This is a genomic window from Pseudomonas sp. GW822-FHT02G04 (assembly GCF_058802085.1).
In genome coordinates, this window is record NZ_JBXANU010000018.1 from 94,293 (window position 1) to 111,358 (window position 17,066).

The window sequence follows — 17,066 nt, forward strand, 5'->3', positions numbered from 1 at the left end:
GGCGCGAAAAATGTCCCAATCGTCTATTGCAGCGGCCTCCTCGAACGCCGCTCGCCGTGGCAGTGCCGCTTCGCGGCGAATCCTGATCGGCCTCGGCTGGCTGATTTTTGCGCTGTTTCTGTTGCTGCCGCTGTTCATCGTGGTGTCCCAAGGCCTGAAGCTGGGCCTGGGGGCGTTCTTCACCGCGATCTTTGAACCGGACGCTTTGTCGGCCCTGAAACTCACGGTGATTGCAGTGCTGATTTCGGTGCCGCTGAACCTGGTGTTCGGAGTCAGCGCGGCGTGGTGCGTGAGCAAATACTCGTTCCGCGGCAAGAGCATGCTGGTGACCCTGATCGACTTGCCGTTCTCGGTGTCGCCGGTGATCGCAGGTCTGGTCTACGTGTTGATGTTCGGCGCCCAAGGCTTGTTCGGCCCGTGGTTGCAGGATCACGACATCCAGATCGTCTTCGCCTTGCCGGGCATTGTGCTGGCGACGATTTTCGTCACCGTGCCGTTCGTGGCCCGTGAACTGATCCCGCTGATGCAGGAACAAGGCACCCAGGAAGAAGAGGCCGCGCGCCTGCTCGGCGCCAATGGCTGGCAGATGTTCTGGCACGTCACCGTGCCCAATATCAAATGGGGCCTGATCTACGGCGTGGTGCTCTGCACGGCGCGGGCGATGGGTGAGTTCGGTGCGGTGTCGGTGGTTTCCGGGCACATTCGCGGGGTGACCAACACCTTGCCGCTGCACGTCGAGATCCTCTACAACGAATACAACCACGTGGCCGCGTTCGCTGTGGCGAGCCTGTTGCTGATCCTGGCGCTCTTCATCCTGCTGCTCAAGCAGTGGAGCGAAAACCGTATTAACCGCCTGCGCGCCAGCGCCGCGGAGGAATAAGTCATGTCGATCGAAGTGCGTAACGTCAGCAAGAACTTCCACGCGTTCAAGGCGCTGGACAACATCAGCCTGGACATTCAAAGCGGCGAGCTGGTGGCGCTGCTCGGTCCATCGGGTTGCGGTAAAACCACGCTGCTGAGGATCATCGCCGGCCTGGAAACCCCGGATCAGGGCAACATCGTGTTCCACGGCGAAGACGTTTCCGGCCACGACGTGCGTGATCGCAACGTCGGTTTCGTGTTCCAGCACTACGCCCTGTTCCGCCACATGACGGTGTTCGACAACGTTGCGTTCGGCCTGCGCATGAAGCCGAAAAACCAGCGCCCGAACGAAATCCAGATCGCGGTGAAAGTCCACGAACTGCTGAACATGGTGCAACTGGACTGGTTGGCGGACCGCTACCCGGAACAACTCTCCGGCGGCCAGCGTCAGCGTATCGCGTTGGCCCGCGCCTTGGCGGTGGAACCGAAAGTGCTGCTGCTCGACGAGCCTTTTGGCGCGCTCGACGCCAAGGTCCGTAAAGAACTGCGTCGCTGGCTCGCACGGCTGCACGAAGACATCAACCTGACCTCGGTATTCGTGACGCACGACCAGGAAGAGGCGATGGAAGTTGCCGACCGTATCGTGGTGATGAACAAAGGCGTGATCGAGCAGATCGGCTCACCGGGCGACGTCTACGAAAATCCGGCCAGCGATTTCGTCTATCACTTCCTCGGCGATTCGAACCGTCTGCATTTGGGCGAAGACCAACATGTGCTGTTCCGTCCACACGAAGTGTCGCTGTCGCGCCATGAGCTGGAAGACCACCACGCCGCTGAAGTGCGGGATATTCGTCCGCTGGGCGCCACCACGCGGGTGACGCTGAAGGTCGAAGGCCAGAGCGAGTTGATTGAAGCGGAAGTGGTGAAGGATCACGACAGCCTGGTTGGATTGGCGAAGGGTGAGACGCTGTTCTTCAAACCCAAGGTCTGGCAGAAAGTCGCCAACATTTAAGATCAAAAGATCGCAGGCTGCGCCAGCTCCTACAGTGGATTTGGGTTGAACACACATTTGTGGCCAACCCAAAGTCCTTGCTCGCGATGGCGTCTCCAAGAACACCCCGCCCAATCTGTAATAACACCAACCGACCTTGCTTCGATCGGTTCTACCCCCGTGACTTTTTTGCCTCAAACCCTACCTAGACTCTGACTTGCCAGGAGGCAGTGAGAGTCCATGACGGACCGGTGTTATCTCCTGGCGCCCTGATGCCAAGGAGATAAAACATGAGAATGGAAGTCAGTCGGCATGGCCCGTTTGGCTGTGCCTTGTTGAGCGTTTTGCTGGGCTCGTCCGCCAGCGCCGCCCCCTCGCTGTCGCCACAGATACCCTTTGATGTCACGGTTACCCAACCGGTTTCTCTGCCCAGCCTGCAGGCCGATTTCGATGACTTGTCGTGGCAGACCTTCATCGCCCTGAGCTGGCCGGCGCTGGACAATGGCGATCCAAATACCGGCACCCCCATCGGCAAGCAGGATGGGGCCACGGTGTGGGAAAGCTGGAAAGAGAGCTACCAGATATTCAGGCCCAAGGGCCAGACACCGCTGCCCTGGGATGCGCCGGCCACCCTCCCCGAAGTGTGCAAGTCACTCAAGCCTGGCCGCCTGCTGCAACAGATGGGCAAGGTGCCCGATGTGCTGGATGAGTTTATCCAGCCCTTCGAGAGCGGCCCGCTGGTGGATCAGAACGGCGTCTATACGCGCAACGAAATCGTGGTCAACTAATCGATGTTCGACGGGATCGTCAACAACGGGCTGTACAGCATCGAAGGCCAGCGGAAGTTTTTCGCCGCGAACCCGAGCAACGCCGTGGCTTTCAGCTGTGGCTCCGCCGTCACCAAACAGGTGGGTGCGGTGATGGTGAAGGCGTCGTGGAAAGTGCTTGGCTCCAATGATCGCCGACAGGATTTCCACACCGTCGATGCGCTGGTCTATACGCCGGGCAACAACGACCCAAGTCATGGGCCGATTGTCGAGGAGTCGTGCGTATCCGAGCCGGTCGGGCTGGTGGGGTTGCACATCGTTCATAAGACCGCCAATGCGGCGCAGTGGGTCTGGTCAACCTTTGAACATGTGAAAAACGTACCGGAGAAATCCACGCCTCCTGAGCAGCGGGTGGGCCCGTACCTGTTCTACAACGTCAACAGCAAGAGCGACGTCAACCAGCCTCCGCCACGGCCGTGGAACCCGGCAGTCAAGGCGACGCCCTCGCAGATCGAGCGTGACGCGCCGCTGACCGACGCCACCAAAAACCTGAACACCACGTACCAGGCCCTGCTGCGAACGGTCAATCCGCAGAGCGTCTGGGCGAACTATCAATTGATCAGCACCCAGTGGCCGTCTGCCCCTCCACAGCCCAATTGCCAGATATCGGCGACCAACCCACTGGGCAGTCCCGCGCCCTTGTTCCTGGCCAACGCCACGCTGGAAACCTATATCCAGGGCACCGTACCCCAGGCGTCTTCCAGTTGCATGGCGTGCCACGGTAATGCGGCCACCCATGTCACCGAATCCCCGCGCACCAGCTTCGCGGATTTCACCTACCTGCTTGAACGCGCACAGTCCACCGGCGGACAAGGAGTCAGCCATGAGCAGTGATCTGCAAAACTTCATTGGCCTTTCATCGGCCCTCACCGGCATTCCCGCCGATCGACTGGCGCCGGCCATCGACCAGGTGGGCTTGCCGCCGATCTTTCTCGAGTTCATCACGCCGCGCATCACGCCTGATGTGCTCAACGCCTTGCTGACTCAGTACGCCACGATGGCGGCGGACCTTGAGCCTCCGGACCGGATCGCCCAGGCGGTACTGATGGATGGGACGCTACCGGCGACCACGCAAACCGCCCGAGCAGCGCGTTCGATCATGAAGCTGTGGTTGTTGGGTGTCTGGTATCAGCCCTATGCCACCGGGAGCTACAAATCGACCGACTCGATGGTGGTGTCCGATCAGGCCTACATCAACAGCTGGGCCTGGAAAATTGCCCAGGCCCATCCCATAGGCTACAGCGAGATGTTTTTCGGCTACTGGAACACCACGCCGCCGAGCCTTGAGGATTACACCGGAGTACCCGCCAGCGGACAGCAAGGAGCCTCGTCATGAGTATCGAACAAGCGGACGTAGTGATCGTTGGCGCGGGGCTGGCCGGCAGCATTATCGCTTATCAACTGGGCATGGCCGGGGTGGATGTGCTGGTGCTCGAATCAGGCCCGGAAATCCCGGCCAACCGTGCTCAATACCTGGAGCGCTTCTATACGGCCACGCTGAAAACCCCCGAAGCCCCTTACCCACCGGTGACGAGCCTGGACACCCCCCGTGATCCGGCCAACGAGAACGCCCCGCGTGCGACCATCGCCGATTTGATCCTGGGCTGGGACAAGCCGGCGATCAGCTATCTGGTACAGAAAGGCCCGATGCCCTTCACCAGCACCTATGAACGGGTCGGCGGCGGCACCACCTGGCATTGGGTCGGGACATGCCTGCGCATGGTGCCGAACGATTTCCGCCTGAAATCAAAATACGGCGTCGGGGTGGACTGGCCTATCGGCTACGACGATCTGCAAAGTGCCTACTGCCGGGCCGAGGCGGAAATCGGCGTGGCGGCCAATGTCGCCGACCAGGCCTATCTGGGTATGACCTTTCCCGAAGGTTATTCATTCCCGATGCATAGCATTCCGTTGTCGCTGGTTGATGGCAGTTTTGTCACGGCCGTGACGGGGCAGACGTTCGACGGCTTGCCGCTGGTAGTCAGCCCGACGCCTGCCGGGCGCAACTCCCAACCTTACGCGGGGCGCCGGGTGTGTGCCGGCAACACCAACTGCACACCGATCTGCCCGATCCAGGCCAAGTACGATGCGACAGTGACAATGAACAAAGCCCTGGCCACCGGCAAGGTCAAAGTGTTGTACCGAACCGTGGCCAGCAAAGTGACCGTCGGGGCGGACAGCAATATCAACGGCATCGAATTCATTCAGTATCAGCTTGGCGACGGCCCGGTCACTGGAACCGGCGTCGCTATCGGGCAGCGTTATGTGATCGCCGCCCATGCCATCGAGACACCCAAGCTATTACTGAACTCCACGAGTCCGGCCTGGCCCAAAGGTGTGGCCAACAGCAGTGGGCAGGTGGGACGCAGCCTGGCCGATCACCCGATCTACCTGGCATGGGGGCTGATGCCTGAAGGCAAGGCGGTTTTTCCGTACCGGGGTCCTCTGTCCACGGCGGGCATCGAGAGTTTGCGTGACGGTGACTTTCGCAAATCTCGAGCGGCGTGGCGCATCGAAATCGGTAACGAGGGCTGGAACTGGCCGGCCACCGATCCTTACACCACCGTGGCTGACTTCATCGACGGGGCGAATCACAGTCAAACCAACCCGCTACCGCCGGCCTTGAAACCACAGCAAGTGCTCTATGGGACAGCGTTGGTTCAAAAGCTCAACGACTTGTTCATCCGTCAGTTCCGGATCGCGTTTCTGGTGGAGCAGGTCGAGGACGATCCCGATCACCCCACGTGTTACATCGTGCCGTCGACCGAGTACAAGGACCGGCTCGGCATTCCCCGGCCGGAAATTCACTATGACCTGTCCAAATACACCAAGGAGGGCTTCAAGCAGGCGAAGAAGTTGGCGACTCACATCATCACCGAACTGCTCGGCGCGGTGGAGCTGACGAAGCCTCTCACGCCCGGGACGTTCACCTACGACAATGAGCCTTACAGTTTCCAGGGCGCCGGGCACCTGATGGGGACCTATCGCATGGGCGATGATCCAACCAAATCGGTCGTCGACAAATACCAGCGCAGTTGGGACCACAAGAACCTGTTCCTGGTGGGCGATGGCGTCTTCCCCAGCACCGGCACTTCGAACCCGAGCCTGACGATTGCCGCGTTGTCGTTCCAGGCCGGGGATACGCTGGCCAACGACCTGAAGGCTGCGACGGTGGAGGTTCTGGCCAATCTGCCCTGGCAGGGCACCGGTGTACAGATCAACGCTCTGGTGCCGCGTCTGGCTCGTTGTGTCCTTGGCCTATGGTGCGCCAGCCCGGCGAGTAACTGGGTGGATGGAAAGGGCAATCCGGACTACATCGCCAAGTTCGGCTATACGCTGATGGGAGCCGCCGAAGGTGCTTTGATCGGCCGTGTTGGTGACTTTGGCATTCCCTTCCTGATCGGTGATCTGGCGCAGATTCCGGCTGGCCAGCAAGGCGAGCTGCAGTTGTGTATCAATGATGACCTGCTAGGCCTCTACGGTGCGGGTTTGAAGGACAACCTCGGTGCACTGACGGTTCGGGTCGAGTTCGGCACGCTGTGAAACCTTGAGCGGTAACGGCATCAATCCGTTACCGCTCTTTTTCTCAGGCGGCGGAGCGTTGATTGCGCAAGGCCACTGGCCCGGCGCGCTCTTCGATGGCCCGCTTCAGTTCGCTCCGAAGCCCCAGCAGGAAACCTGCTTCCACCACCACAAACAACGGCCCGACAATCAACCCTGTCACATCATCGACAAACGCCGGTTTGCGTCCCTCGTAATGATGACCGACAAACTGAATCGCCCAGCCCACCACAAACATCCCGATGCCGGCGCTAAGCCAGACGAACGTGCTCTGCTGCGCAAACACATGCCCCAGCCAGACCGACAGGCCCAGCAATACCGTCATCAGCACCCCCAGTCGCAGTTCCAGCCGCAGGTAAAACCAGGCCGACACCAGTGACACCAGCACTGCCGGTGACAGCCAGCCCCCGGCCCATTGCGGACGCGACAGCAACACCGCGACTGCCACGACGATCAGTGGAATGCCCACGAAGTGACTGGCGATATTGCGCGGATCACGGTGGTAGGCGGCGTATTGACTGAGATGGTCAACGAGGCTTTTCATTGTTATTCCTCCTGTAGGGTGATTGATGATGCCCCGGGTTCATCTCTCGCTCTGTCAGCCAGGCGACAATCTCCAGGAGTTTTCATGGACATGCAGGTTTGGCGTTCGCGCCTGGATACGGGGCAATGGTTCAGTCATTTACCTGTTTCCTTACAGGATAGTCTGCTGACAATCGCCCGGGTTCGGCGGTTGTCGCCGGGGCAGCGGTTGTTCAAGCGTGGCGATCCGCCGTGCGGGTTGTATGCGGTGCTTGAAGGTTCGGTGCGCATTGGCGCGGTGAACGAGCAGGGCAAGGAAGCACTGCTGAGTCTGGTGGAGCCGCCGCACTGGTTCGGCGAAATCTGCCTGTTCGATGGCCAGCCGCGAACCCACGACGCGTTCGGCACAGGTCATTGCATCCTGTTGCACATCCCGCAAACGGCGCTGCTGGCATTGCTCGACGAACACCCGGCGTACTGGCGGCAACTGGCGTTGTTGATGAGCCACAAATTGCGCCTGACCTTCATCAACCTCGAGCAGCTGAGCCTGATGCCGGCCCCGGCGCGCCTGGCCCATCGCTTGCTGATGATCGCCGAGGGCTATGGTGAAATCGACCTGCCGCGCCGCGTTCTGCAACTGCCGCAGGAGCAACTGGCGTCGATGCTGTCGCTGTCGCGCCAGACCACCAACCAGATCCTCAAGGACTTGCAGGGGCAGGGGATTCTGAATCTCAGGTATGGCGAGATCGAGATTCTGGATGCGCAGCGGTTGCGGGCGTTGGGGGTGGTTTGATGTGCACTTGCAGGCGCTGTCGATTTTATTGATGGGCTTTGTCCACGAACGCGCCTAGCCTGTGAAGACGACAATCGAGGTGTGCCATGCGTGTGCTGTTAGTGGAAGACGAACCCGAGACCGCCAGCCTCCTGGCCAAAGGCCTGAGCGAAGCGAGTTATGCGGTGGATGTAGCGCTCAATGGCATGGACGGTCGGCGCTTTATCGAATCTGGCGAATATGAATTGATCATCCTCGACGTGATGCTGCCGGGGCTCAACGGCTGGCAGTTGCTGCAACAGATCCGCAAGTTCGGCGATACGCCGGTGCTGTTGCTCACCACTACGGATGGCATTGAAGATCGGCTGCGCGGGCTGGAGCTGCATGAGGATGATTACCTGCTCAAGCCGTTTACCGTCGGTGAGCTGGTGAAGCGGGTGCGCAAACTATTGCGGCGTAAGCGTTGATGGCATGCGGTGAGTTGATTGACGTCTTCGCGGGCAAGCCGGAAATCTCAACACACCTTTAGGATCTATCACCGCAACCCATCCCGAAACTGTCCCGGCGTCATTCCGGTCCAGCGCTTGAACGCGCGGCTGAAGCTGCTGGTGTCGGCGAATCCCAATAGATAACTGACCTCGCTCAACGAGCATTGCGGGTCGCGCAGGTGCAGCAGCGCCAGGTTTTCCCGACTTTCGTTGAGCAGCGTATCGAACCGACAGCCTTCGTCCGCCAGGTGCCGTTGCAGGCTGCGCAAGCTCAAGTGCAGTGCCTCGGCGATGCGATCGGCCGACGGTTCGCCTTCGGGTAGTTGCTCTTCAATGGCGTCGCGAACCTTGCGCTCCCAGGTCAGGGGCTTGAGTTGCGCCAGGGTGCGTTTGAGCACGGTTTCGTTGTGTTCGGCCAGTTCCGGGTTGGCGTCGTCCAGGTGGCTGTCGAAATCCACCAGGGCGAATTCCAGTCGGTCTTCCTCGGCGGCGAAATACACCGGTGAGCGGAACACTTTGTGCCATTGATGCGGGTCGGCAGGTTCCGGACGGCGCAGATAAACCGCCAGCGGCGCGTAGTCACGGCCCAGGCGATTGCGGCAGGTGCGCACGTAAATCGCCGCGAAGGCGTCGATGGCTTCGAAGGCTGGCGCGGGGTTGCCCTGGGGGATTTTCAGGCGGAAGCGATAGCGATCCTCGGCGCGGGTCAACTCCAGGTCCAGCGCATCGCTGACCACCTGGTGATAACGCACGATGCGCTCGAACACTTCCCGCAGACTGCCGCTGGCCACCAACGCATACCCGAGCGCATGGAACGTGGTCGGGCTGACAAACCGCGACACCCGCAAGCCAATCGCCGGGTCGCCACTGACCTGCACGGCGATTTCCCACAGGCGTGTGGTACCGGACAACGGGTAACGGGCGTTCGGGTCGTCCATCAACTGCGGGTCGAGCCCCGCCTGTCGGCACAGGGCGGTGCTGTCGAGGCCCAGCGCATCGAGCTGCTTGCGCAGGGCGCGGGTCCAGCTGGCGAGGGAGGTCGGTTCAGTCATGTCGATTGGCGCGTCCGGTCAACAGGTTGGCGTTCACGGCTACCGCTGTGTGAAGCATCACAGGGCAGGATGCGAACATCAATAACCAGAGGATGGAAGCATGGACGGTACTTCTGCAAGTCCCCAGCGACTGAATGCAGCACAACGATCAGCGCATATTCGCCAGGTGGTATTGGCCAAGGGAGTCGAATTGCGTCGGCGCTATCCGATTCTCAACCATCAGGACGCCTTGGGCGCAGGTATTCTGGCCTTCGCCCTGGCCGGGATGATCGGTTCGGCAGTGCTCTACATCAATGGCTACATGGCTTGGTGGGCGTGCCTGTTGCTCAATGCGTTCTTCGCCTCGTTGACCCATGAACTTGAGCATGACCTGATCCACAGCATGTACTTTCGCAAACAGCGGGTGCCGCATAACCTGATGATGGGCCTGGTGTGGCTGGCGCGGCCGAGCACCATCAACCCGTGGATCCGCCGCCATTTGCACCTCAACCACCACAAGGTGTCCGGCACCGAAGCCGACATGGAAGAGCGGGCGATCACCAACGGTGAGCCCTGGGGTTTTGCGCGGCTGTTGATGGTCGGCGACAACGTGATGTCGGCGTTCATCCGCATGCTGCGAGCCAAGACCTGGGCGCATAAGTTCAGCATCCTCAAACGCTCCCTGAAGGTCTACGCACCGCTGGCGCTGGTGCATTGGGGGGCGTGGTACGTATTCCTCGGGTTTCACGCGGCCAACGGTATCGCGCATCTATCGGGGGCGCCCATCGAATGGTCGGCGACTACTTTTGCGGTGATGCAGGTGATCGACATCGTTGTCGTGGTGATCATCGGTCCGAACGTGTTGCGCACGTTCTGCCTGCACTTTGTCAGTTCGAACATGCACTACTACGGTGATGTGGAACCGGGGAATGTGATTGAGCAGACTCAGGTTTTGAACCCTTGGTGGCTGTGGCCGTTGCAGGCGTTCTGCTTCAACTTTGGCAGCAGCCACGGGATCCATCATTTTGTGGTGAAGGAGCCGTTTTACATCCGCCAGATGACCGTTCCGGTGGCGCATGAGGTGATGCGGGAGATGGGGGTGCGGTTCAATGATTTCGGGACGTTCGGGCGGGCGAACCGATTTACGCGCAAGGGAGCCACAGAACCCCGGCAGGTGCATGCCGCTCAGGCCTGAGTAATACACCCGGAAACTCAAAGGCGAAAACGTTCGTCATCAATTTGACCCAAAGGAACGCTACGTTGTGACGCAAGCAGCGATGGTTCGACGGTTGTTGAGGGTTGGCATATGCAATTTTGGCCTATTAAAGTAATTAAATATTCCTTTATTGGATAACCAATTTCGCCAATCATCGACTTCAGGATTGTTGATCAGCGCTGACAGATTTTGAGTTTCCGGGGCCGTCTCCTTGGCAGGGTGCGGCCCCTTTTTTATTCCTGGCAAGCCGCACCCACACTGATCATTTGTATATTCGATATTTGTCTTAATAAATAGCTTCTTATTCCTTAACGAATATAACTCTCCTCCCTATACTCGATCAGGAACAGACACGCAGCAGGAGAGCTCCCCCATGCGCAACGAATCAATTCGCTACCTGATTGTGCCGGGCTGGCAAGGATCGCCAGAAGATCATTGGCAAACCCACTGGCAGAACAGTCTGCCGAACAGCGCGCGGGTGGAGCAGGCCGATTGGCTGACGCCTCGTCGCGAAGACTGGGTCGCGGCGTTGGCCGAGGCGATTGCCGGCGACAGCACGCCTGTGATCCTGATCGCCCATAGCCTGGGTTGCATCACCGTCGCCCATTGGGCGGCCACCGCGCCGGTGCAATTTTTGCGTCAAGTGCGCGGCGCCTTGCTGGTTGCGCCGGCGGATGTCGAACGCCCGGCCTGCGCACCGGCCCTGCGCAACTTCGCGCCGATCCCGACCCATTTATTGCCGTTCCCGAGCCAGGTCGTCAGCTCTGACAACGACGCCGCTGTGAGCGCGCCTCGTGCGCTTGAACTGGCGCGTCAGTGGGGCGCCGAGGCGGGGATTTTATCGGGGGCCGGGCACATCAACGTGAAGTCCGGTCACCGGCGTTGGGAGCAGGGTTTTGCCTACCTTTATCGGTTGCAGAATCGCATGGAACAGCACGCCCTGCTTCGCGCTTGAACCCTTTCCTTTTTTAGAATCGCCCTCGCCTCCCGGCGGTTTTGGGCGGGAGTCTGCCATGAGTTTGCATGAAACCTTCGGTCAGCCATTGCTGACCTTTCCCGATGCGGAGAAAAGCCCGCTGAGCATCCGCGCCAAGGCGCTGGTGTTTGTCGATCCGCGTTCCCGGCAGTTGCGCCAGGAGCTGGAACAACTGGCGCCACGTTCTATCTCGGTGTTGATTCGCGGTGAAACCGGCAGCGGTAAAGAACTGCTGGCACGGCACATCCATCGCGCCAGTGATCGTGGCGGGTTGTTCGTGTCCGTCAATTGCGGCGCGATCAGCCCGACTTACGCCGACGCTGAACTGTTCGGCTATGCCGCCGGCAGTTACAGCGGTTCGGCCAGCAGTCGTGCCGGCTGGTTCGGCTCGGCCAACGGCGGCACCTTGTATCTGGACGAGATCGGCGACCTGCCGCTGCCGATCCAGATCAAGTTGCTCGCAGCCCTGGAAAACCACGAAGTCACCCGCGTCGGCGCGCACCAGCCGAGCCCGGTGGACGTGCGTCTGGTGGCGGCCACCAGCATCGATCTGGCGCAAGCGGTGGCTGCCGGAAAATTCCATGAGCGGCTTTATCACTACCTCAGCGAAGGCCAGCTCGACCTGCCGGCCTTGCGTGAACGGGTGGGCGATATTTTGTCTCTGGCCGAATACTTCCTCGGCATCTACAGCCAACGCCTCGACCTGCCGGTGCCACTGATCAGCGAAGCCGCGCAGCATCTGCTGGAGCAACACAATTGGCCGGGCAACACCCGGGAGCTGGAGAACGTCATTCACTTTGCGCTGCTGGTGAGTACTGGCGATGAGATTTTGCCGGAGCATTTGAATCTGCCCGAGGCGTCTGCATCGTTGCTACAGATCGAACAGCAACTCAAAAAAATCCTCGCCAACGGCTCCGCCGCCGAAAAAGAGGCCTTGAAAAAACTGCTCAAAACCACGGGGCTTCTGTAGGAGCGAAGCTTGCTCGCGAAAGCGGTGTGCCAGGCAATATTGATGTCGGTTGACACTCCCTCTTCGCAGGCAAGCCTCGCTCCTACAGGGTCGTTCGTGGATTGGACTGTATGAACAAAATGGAATATGAAAGTGATTAAAAGATATTGTTCTGGAATAAAAAATCCCGGTATTGTCCGCGTCACGCCAGCGATAGCACTTCACTGGCACCTAAACATTTAGCCGTCGTCGATGACGACCGTGATTTTCGATAAGGACACTGCATGAAAAAGGTTCTGTTGTTCACCGCATTGGCGGCTGCCCTGACCGCGGGCCTGGCCCAGGCTGGCGAGAAACTGGTGGTTGCGGCGACCCCGGTTCCACACGCCGAGATTCTGGAACTGATCAAGCCAACCCTCGCCAAAGAAGGCGTGGACCTGGAGATCAAAGTCTTCACCGACTACGTTCAGCCGAACGTGCAAGTTGACCAGAAGCGTCTGGACGCCAACTACTTCCAGACCCTGCCGTACCTGAAAAACTTCAACGAAGGCAAAGGCACCAACCTGGTGACCGTGATCGGTGTGCACGTCGAACCGTTTGGCGGCTACTCAAAGAAAGTCAAAACCCTGGCTGAGCTGAAGGACGGCGCAACCATCGCCATCCCGAACGAAGGCAGCAACAGCGGCCGTGCCCTGATCCTGCTGCAGAAGGCTGGCTTGATCGAGTTGAAAGACCCGAAAAACGCCGTGGCCACACCGAAAGACATCGCCAAGAACCCGCACAACTTCAAGTTCAAGGAGCTGGAATCGGCCATGCTGCCGCGTGTTCTGGACCAGGTCGACCTGGACATGATCAACACCAACTACGCGCTGGACGCCGGCCTGAACCCGGCTAAAGACGCGCTGGTGATCGAAGGTGCCGATTCACCTTACGTGAACTTCCTGGTGGCACGTCCGGACAACAAGGACAGCGTTGCCATCCAGAAACTGGCCAAGGCCCTGACCAGCCCGGAAGTGAAGGCGTTCATCGACAAGAAATACAGCGGCGCCGTACTGCCGGCGTTCTGATTCACCGTAGTCTCGAACCCCTTCAAGGTTTAAAACGCCGACGGCTAGTACAGCGTCGGCGTTTTTTATTACGCCAAGATCAAAAGATCGCAGCCTCGTTTCACTCGACAGCTCCTACATTGAAATGCGTATCCCCTGTAGGAGCTGTCGAGTGAAACGAGGCTGCGATCTTTTGCTTTAAGATTTCAGGCCACCCGCGCCTTCAACGCCCTGCGCAGCGCCACCAGCAATTTCACGATGTCCTGCGGATCCAGCCGCTGTGGCACGTTTACGTTAGCCATGTTCTCTTCCTTGTGATGGTTCGGCCGGGGGAGTCTGGCCAAAAGCTGCACGTCCTTGGAGGGGTATCTTGAAAAAAAGATCCTTCCTACAGCGCAAAGGAAAATAGCCGTCTCCCATTGCCGTCGCAAATCCGCAGGATAGTTTTTTGCGTGATATCAATATGCTTTATCGGTATTTAAATTCTTCTTTTTATGCCTTTAAAGTTGGCGCCTGCCGGGTGGTTATCCACTGCCCATGGACTGCGCCATCGTCGCTTACCGAGCGGCGTACAGGATGTTCAATGACCTTCGATTACGCTTTTATCCTCAGCACCCTGCCGGCGTTTCTCAAGGCCGTGGGCGTGACGCTGCAGGTCGGCTTCATCGCCATCGGCACTTCGTTGCTGGTGGCGCTGATCAACGCGACGATTCTGGTGTTTCGCACGCCTTACCTGCAGCGCCTGGTCGGGCTGTATGTGGAGCTGGCGCGCAACACGCCTCTGCTGATCCAGCTGTTCTTCGTCTACTTCGCCTTGCCGGCCCTGGGCATCAAAGTCTCGGGCTTTGCCGCAGCGATCATCACCATGACCTTCCTCGGCGGTGCCTACCTCACCGAAGTCCTGCGCGCCGGCGTGGACGCCGTGCCCCAGGCGCAACTTGAGTCCGGCCGTTCAATCGGCTTGTCCCACGGGCAATTGCTGCGCTACGTGATCCTGCCGCAGGCCGGCATTCTCAGCCTGCCGTCACTGTTCGCCAATTTCATTTTCCTGCTCAAGGAAACCACTGTGGTCTCGGCGGTGGCGGTGCCGGAGATTCTCTACACCACCAAGAGCTACATCGCGCTCTATTACAAAACCTACGAAATGCTCGCCGTGCTGACGCTGATCTGCGTGCTGTTGTTTTTGCCGTTGTCGCTGCTGCTCAGCCGTTTGGAAAGGAGGCTCCAGCATGGCCAGTTCGGGTCTTGAGTTGCTTATGGTGTCATTGCCGCAACTGGGCAAGGGCGCCGCGCAAACCTTGTCGATTTCTTTCCTGAGCATCGCCTTCAGCACTATCGGCGGCGTGCTCTATGGCGTGTTGCGCACGCTGAATTCGACATGGCTCAACGCAATTTTGCGGGTCTATCTGGAACTGTTCCGGGCGATCCCGGTGCTGGTCTGGCTGTATTTGCTGTTCTTCGGCCTGCCGATTTTCTTCGGCTTGAGCATTCCGAGCTTCTGGTGCGCGGTGCTGGTGTTGTCGCTGTGGGGCGCCAGCGAAGTCGGGGAGGTGGTGCGCGGCGCCTTGCATTCGTTACCGCGCGGCCAGCGAGAAGCGGGGTTGTCGATTGGCTTGAACGGCCCGCAACTCTACGGCTACGTGCTGCTGCCCCAAGCGTTGAAGCGCATGACGCCGCCGACCATCAACGTCTACACGCGGATTATCAAGACCAGCTCCCTGGCGGTGCTGATCGGCGTGGTGGACGTGATCAAGGTCGGCCAGCAGATCATCGAGCGCACCTACGAGTCGGTACTGATCTACGGCGCGCTGTTTCTGTTTTTCTTTTTCATCTGCTACCCGCTGTCAGCCGCTTCGCGTGTGCTGGAGCGGCGCTGGACGCAAGCATGAGCGCATTGATCGAGTTCAAGGGTTTCAACAAGTTTTTCGGTGAGCAGCAGGTGCTCAATGGCATCGACCTGAAGGTGAAACCGGGCGAGGTGATTGTCATCCTCGGCCCCAGCGGCTGTGGCAAAAGCACCTTGCTGCGCTGCCTCAACGGCCTTGAAGTCGCTCACAGCGGCAGCCTGAATTTTGCCGGGCGAGAGCTGCTGGACAAGGGCACCGACTGGCGTGAAGTGCGTCAGCAGATCGGCATGGTGTTCCAGAGTTATCACCTGTTCCCGCACATGAGCGTGCTCGACAACCTGCTGCTTGGCCCGGTGAAAGTGCAGAAGCGCGATCGCCGCGAAGCCCGTGCCCAGGCCGAAGCCTTGCTGGAGCGCGTAGGCCTGTTGGACAAGCGCGACGCGTTCCCGCGTCAGCTCTCCGGTGGTCAGCAGCAACGCATCGCCATCGTCCGTTCGCTGTGCATGAACCCCCAGGTCATGCTCTTTGACGAAGTCACAGCCGCCCTCGACCCAGAGATGGTCAAGGAGGTACTCGAAGTGATTCAGGGCCTGGCCCGCGAGGGCATGACCTTATTGATTGTCACCCACGAAATGGCCTTCGCCCGCGCCGTGGCCGACCGCATCGTGTTCATGGACGCCGGGCGCATCCTTGAGCAACACCCCCCCGAGATTTTCTTTACGAACCCGCAAACCGCACGAGCGCAGCAGTTCCTGGAGAAGTTCTCCTTCGTCGCCGCACTACCCAAAACGACTCAAATAAAGGAATTGGAACTGCCATGAAAACTGCCAAGTCTTCTCTGCTGCTACTCCCGCTGTTCGGCCTGGCGCTGTTGGCCGGTTGCAACAAAACCGAAGAACCGGCCAAGCCGAAAGTCGCCAGCGTCAGCAGCGCACCGGCCGGTTACCTGGAAAAGATCAAAGCCCGGGACAAGCTGATTGTCGGCGTGTTCACCGACAAACCGCCGTTCGGTTTTGTCGATGAAGCCGGACGCTACGTGGGGTTCGATACCGACATTGGCCGCCAATTCGCCAAGGATTTGTTGGGCGATGAAAACAAAGTCGAGTTCGTGGCGGTGGAGCCGGCGAGCCGGATTCCGTTTCTGCAAAGCGACAAGGTCGACCTGATCCTGGCCAACATGACCGTTACCCCGGAGCGCAAGGAAGCAGTGGACTTCACCAACCCGAACCTCAAGGTGGCGGTGCAGGCGCTGGTGCCTCAGGCCAGTTCGGTGAAGAACCTTGATGACCTGGCGACTCGCACGACTATCGTGACCACGGGCACCACAGCCGATGTCTGGCTGACCAAAAATCACCCGGACTGGAAACTGCTGAAGTTCGAGAAAAACTCCGAGTCCCTGCAAGCCCTGGCCAATGGTCGCGGCGACGCTTATGCGCAGGACAATCTGGTGCTGTTCAGCTGGGCCAAGCAGAACCCGGGTTATCGCGTGCTGGAACAGAAGTTGGGCGCCGAAGCGCCGATCGCCCCGGCGGTGAAGAAGGGCAACATCGAACTGCGTGACTGGGTGAATGCCGAGTTGGCGAAGCTGGGTGAGGAGAAGTTTTTGCTCAAGCTGTACGACCAGTATGTGCGTAAAGAATTGAGCGATGACACCAGGCCTGAGAGCGTGATCGTCGAGGGTGGGAAGTGGCAGGGGTGATTTGCTTCAGATAAACGTTTCCACCTGTGGCGAGGGAGCTTGCTCCCGTTCGGTTGCGCAGCAGCCGCAAAACCTATCAATGCGTTACCTCAGACAAATCGCATGCTCAGGTTTAGGGCCGCTGCGCGCCCCAGCGGGAGCAAGCTCCCTCGCCACAGGTGTGGGAACGATCAGTGTGTCTCAGTCAGGCCAATACCACGCCGGCTCATCCAGCATCCGCTGCCCGACCACCAAATCGGCATCAGGATCACCGCGTTGATGAATTAACGTTGTAGACGCT

16 protein-coding genes and 1 pseudogene are annotated in these 17,066 nt (G+C 59.4%); 15 read left to right on the plus strand and 2 right to left on the minus strand.

From position 1 onward, the window contains the following. Nucleotides 1-10 precede the first annotated feature (10 nt). The 5 genes and pseudogenes from cysW (at nt 11) to AC1RO5_RS21115 (ending at nt 6,222) form a co-directional block, all read left to right on the plus strand. On the plus strand, nt 11-880 hold the full coding sequence (cysW, locus tag AC1RO5_RS21095) for a sulfate ABC transporter permease subunit CysW (protein WP_007941037.1): 870 nt from the start codon (nt 11-13) through the stop codon (nt 878-880). A gap of 3 nt (nt 881-883) precedes the next feature. Then, a complete protein-coding gene (locus AC1RO5_RS21100) occupies nt 884-1,873 on the plus strand; it encodes a sulfate/molybdate ABC transporter ATP-binding protein (protein ID WP_493177411.1) in 990 nt (329 codons plus the stop codon). Between the two features lie 269 nt (nt 1,874-2,142). Further along, nucleotides 2,143-3,513: pseudogene (locus AC1RO5_RS21105) on the plus strand (cytochrome C). Further along, entirely contained in the window at nt 3,503-4,015 is a 513-nt protein-coding gene (locus tag AC1RO5_RS21110; protein ID WP_493177413.1) for a sorbitol dehydrogenase, read from the plus strand. The pseudogene AC1RO5_RS21105 and the gene AC1RO5_RS21110 overlap by 11 nt, the downstream one beginning before the upstream one ends. Continuing rightward, the gene (locus AC1RO5_RS21115) at nt 4,012-6,222 is read left to right on the plus strand and encodes a GMC family oxidoreductase (protein WP_493177414.1); all 2,211 of its coding nucleotides are present in this window, start codon (nt 4,012-4,014) and stop codon (nt 6,220-6,222) included. The genes AC1RO5_RS21110 and AC1RO5_RS21115 overlap by 4 nt, the downstream gene beginning before the upstream one ends. Before the next feature lie 43 nt (nt 6,223-6,265). Here AC1RO5_RS21115 and AC1RO5_RS21120 read toward each other — a convergent pair whose 3' ends face one another. Then, nucleotides 6,266-6,784, minus strand: coding sequence for an Mpo1 family 2-hydroxy fatty acid dioxygenase (locus AC1RO5_RS21120; RefSeq protein WP_493177416.1), 519 nt, complete (start codon nt 6,782-6,784; stop codon nt 6,266-6,268). An 84-nt stretch (nt 6,785-6,868) separates the two neighbouring features. On the opposite strand from AC1RO5_RS21120, the gene AC1RO5_RS21125 reads away from it, so the two are divergent. Together AC1RO5_RS21125 and AC1RO5_RS21130 are read left to right on the plus strand one after the other, a co-directional pair. Beyond that, a complete protein-coding gene (locus AC1RO5_RS21125; RefSeq protein ID WP_493177418.1) occupies nt 6,869-7,555 on the plus strand; it encodes a Crp/Fnr family transcriptional regulator in 687 nt (228 codons plus the stop codon). A gap of 86 nt (nt 7,556-7,641) precedes the next feature. After that, complete coding sequence (locus AC1RO5_RS21130; RefSeq protein ID WP_493177420.1) at nt 7,642-8,001, plus strand: response regulator; 360 nt, start codon at nt 7,642-7,644, stop codon at nt 7,999-8,001. A gap of 68 nt (nt 8,002-8,069) precedes the next feature. Here AC1RO5_RS21130 and AC1RO5_RS21135 read toward each other — a convergent pair whose 3' ends face one another. Next, nucleotides 8,070-9,074 carry an AraC family transcriptional regulator gene (locus tag AC1RO5_RS21135; RefSeq protein ID WP_019581709.1) on the minus strand — a complete coding sequence of 335 codons (1,005 nt, stop codon included), beginning with the start codon at nt 9,072-9,074 and terminating at the stop codon, nt 8,070-8,072. Nucleotides 9,075-9,174: 100 nt separating this feature from the next. Between AC1RO5_RS21135 and AC1RO5_RS21140 the strand changes: the two genes are divergently transcribed. The 8 genes from AC1RO5_RS21140 (at nt 9,175) to AC1RO5_RS21175 (ending at nt 16,786) form a co-directional block, all read left to right on the plus strand. Beyond that, nucleotides 9,175-10,248: a fatty acid desaturase gene (locus tag AC1RO5_RS21140; protein ID WP_493177422.1), complete on the plus strand. Its 1,074-nt coding sequence runs from the start codon at nt 9,175-9,177 to the stop codon at nt 10,246-10,248. Between the two features lie 394 nt (nt 10,249-10,642). After that, on the plus strand, nt 10,643-11,224 hold the full coding sequence (locus tag AC1RO5_RS21145) for an alpha/beta hydrolase (RefSeq protein WP_493177423.1): 582 nt from the start codon (nt 10,643-10,645) through the stop codon (nt 11,222-11,224). A 58-nt stretch (nt 11,225-11,282) separates the two neighbouring features. Further along, nucleotides 11,283-12,215 (plus strand): sigma 54-interacting transcriptional regulator, encoded by a 933-nt coding sequence (locus tag AC1RO5_RS21150; RefSeq protein ID WP_493177424.1) that lies wholly within the window; start codon nt 11,283-11,285, stop codon nt 12,213-12,215. Nucleotides 12,216-12,478: 263 nt separating this feature from the next. After that, nucleotides 12,479-13,261, plus strand: coding sequence for a MetQ/NlpA family ABC transporter substrate-binding protein (locus tag AC1RO5_RS21155; RefSeq protein WP_493177425.1), 783 nt, complete (start codon nt 12,479-12,481; stop codon nt 13,259-13,261). A 562-nt stretch (nt 13,262-13,823) separates the two neighbouring features. Continuing rightward, entirely contained in the window at nt 13,824-14,489 is a 666-nt protein-coding gene (locus AC1RO5_RS21160) for an amino acid ABC transporter permease (protein WP_007941049.1), read from the plus strand. Then, nucleotides 14,470-15,129, plus strand: a complete 660-nt coding sequence (locus AC1RO5_RS21165) for an amino acid ABC transporter permease (RefSeq protein ID WP_413696093.1) — start codon at nt 14,470-14,472, stop codon at nt 15,127-15,129. Before AC1RO5_RS21160 ends, AC1RO5_RS21165 begins: the two co-directional genes overlap by 20 nt. Further along, complete coding sequence (locus tag AC1RO5_RS21170; protein WP_493177426.1) at nt 15,126-15,908, plus strand: amino acid ABC transporter ATP-binding protein; 783 nt, start codon at nt 15,126-15,128, stop codon at nt 15,906-15,908. The genes AC1RO5_RS21165 and AC1RO5_RS21170 overlap by 4 nt, the downstream gene beginning before the upstream one ends. Then, complete coding sequence (locus AC1RO5_RS21175) at nt 15,905-16,786, plus strand: transporter substrate-binding domain-containing protein (protein WP_258671925.1); 882 nt, start codon at nt 15,905-15,907, stop codon at nt 16,784-16,786. The genes AC1RO5_RS21170 and AC1RO5_RS21175 overlap by 4 nt, the downstream gene beginning before the upstream one ends. The last annotated feature ends 280 nt before the right edge of the window (nt 16,787-17,066 follow it).

Bases quoted from the DNA above. Each gene is read 5' to 3' on its own strand.
- AC1RO5_RS21135 (WP_019581709.1), bottom strand. From the start codon at position 9,074: ATGACTGAACCGACCTCCCTCGCCAGCTGGACCCGCGCCCTGCGCAAG.
- AC1RO5_RS21125 (WP_493177418.1), top strand. From the start codon at position 6,869: ATGGACATGCAGGTTTGGCGTTCGCGCCTGGATACGGGGCAATGGTTC.
- AC1RO5_RS21170 (WP_493177426.1), top strand. From the start codon at position 15,126: ATGAGCGCATTGATCGAGTTCAAGGGTTTCAACAAGTTTTTCGGTGAG.
- AC1RO5_RS21140 (WP_493177422.1), top strand. From the start codon at position 9,175: ATGGACGGTACTTCTGCAAGTCCCCAGCGACTGAATGCAGCACAACGA.
- cysW (WP_007941037.1), top strand. From the start codon at position 11: ATGTCCCAATCGTCTATTGCAGCGGCCTCCTCGAACGCCGCTCGCCGT.
- AC1RO5_RS21145 (WP_493177423.1), top strand. From the start codon at position 10,643: ATGCGCAACGAATCAATTCGCTACCTGATTGTGCCGGGCTGGCAAGGA.
- AC1RO5_RS21175 (WP_258671925.1), top strand. From the start codon at position 15,905: ATGAAAACTGCCAAGTCTTCTCTGCTGCTACTCCCGCTGTTCGGCCTG.
- AC1RO5_RS21120 (WP_493177416.1), bottom strand. From the start codon at position 6,784: ATGAAAAGCCTCGTTGACCATCTCAGTCAATACGCCGCCTACCACCGT.
- AC1RO5_RS21160 (WP_007941049.1), top strand. From the start codon at position 13,824: ATGACCTTCGATTACGCTTTTATCCTCAGCACCCTGCCGGCGTTTCTC.
- AC1RO5_RS21165 (WP_413696093.1), top strand. From the start codon at position 14,470: ATGGCCAGTTCGGGTCTTGAGTTGCTTATGGTGTCATTGCCGCAACTG.
- AC1RO5_RS21155 (WP_493177425.1), top strand. From the start codon at position 12,479: ATGAAAAAGGTTCTGTTGTTCACCGCATTGGCGGCTGCCCTGACCGCG.
- AC1RO5_RS21110 (WP_493177413.1), top strand. From the start codon at position 3,503: ATGAGCAGTGATCTGCAAAACTTCATTGGCCTTTCATCGGCCCTCACC.
- AC1RO5_RS21150 (WP_493177424.1), top strand. From the start codon at position 11,283: ATGAGTTTGCATGAAACCTTCGGTCAGCCATTGCTGACCTTTCCCGAT.
- AC1RO5_RS21100 (WP_493177411.1), top strand. From the start codon at position 884: ATGTCGATCGAAGTGCGTAACGTCAGCAAGAACTTCCACGCGTTCAAG.
- AC1RO5_RS21130 (WP_493177420.1), top strand. From the start codon at position 7,642: ATGCGTGTGCTGTTAGTGGAAGACGAACCCGAGACCGCCAGCCTCCTG.
- AC1RO5_RS21115 (WP_493177414.1), top strand. From the start codon at position 4,012: ATGAGTATCGAACAAGCGGACGTAGTGATCGTTGGCGCGGGGCTGGCC.